This is a genomic window from Fulvivirga aurantia (assembly GCF_009711475.1).
GTDB classification, from domain to species: Bacteria; Bacteroidota; Bacteroidia; order Cytophagales; family Cyclobacteriaceae; genus Fulvivirga; species Fulvivirga aurantia.
This window is the reverse complement of the sequence record NZ_SMMD01000184.1, coordinates 1-859: the sequence shown is the minus strand read 5'-3', so window position 1 is coordinate 859 and position 859 is coordinate 1. Positions and strand designations below refer to the sequence as shown.

1 protein-coding gene is annotated in these 859 nt (G+C 36.9%); it reads right to left on the bottom strand.

Going from position 1 to position 859, the window contains the following annotated elements; all coding sequences use genetic code 11:
* Positions 1 to 859, bottom strand: an 859-nt coding sequence (locus E1176_RS20185) for a hypothetical protein (protein ID WP_185152495.1), incomplete at both ends; no start/stop codon positions are given.

Below are 859 nucleotides of genomic sequence, written 5' to 3'. Positions count from 1 at the left end.
GCCTTGATACTGAAAACTTCTTCCCCAACTATAAGCTTTATGAATGTCATTCATTTTGCTTCTCAGCCACATAAGGTCGGTATTTTCTGCAAGCAGCATAACTCCGTTGCAACTAAACAAATTTTGTTTATGTAATCCAATAAAATCTTTATGATTTAATGAATTATCTGTTTCAAGTACAGCGAATTCATTGTTTTCTAATAACTCTTTTAATTTACCGGCTGCCTCGTCATGTTTTGGTCTATACATGAGGTAAACCTTCTTGACTTTGTGGTTATTTACTTTATCCTGAAAACCATGATGCATTTGATCAGGCCTTTTCAATTTGGATAAAATAATGTCTTTAAGCTCTTCTACTGGCGTTTTAATCAATTCTGCACCAAGCAGCTCTTTTTCTTCATTTTGTAGCCTTTCGATAAATTTGAGCTGTTTATCATCTATGCCACTGGTTTGGTCAGGCACCCAATAAATTCTTTCGAAAGGGCATTCAGTCATTAATTCGTACTCATCGATAAGTTCTAAGTGGTGATTTTTGCTGATCTCGTGTTGTACTTCGCTTATAGAAAACTCCTGACTGTAATCACCTACTTTGTGATAATTGCCCATGATATGTAATGCATGATTGCACTTTCGCAAATCCTGTAAAATCACCTCCTCTAAATCGGTGGTTTCTAGCGGATAAGCCATATCTGGCAAAACATTATACCCTTGTTGCAGCAGTTCTCGCTTTACCGAATCTCTTACAGGTGCAACATCGTGACTGGTGAGTGCCAGGTATATGTTTTTCTCATAACTTACTGCTGTATTTGTTGGAGCCACAACCTCCTGGATCAAATCAAATACCCTAAACAAATAAGTA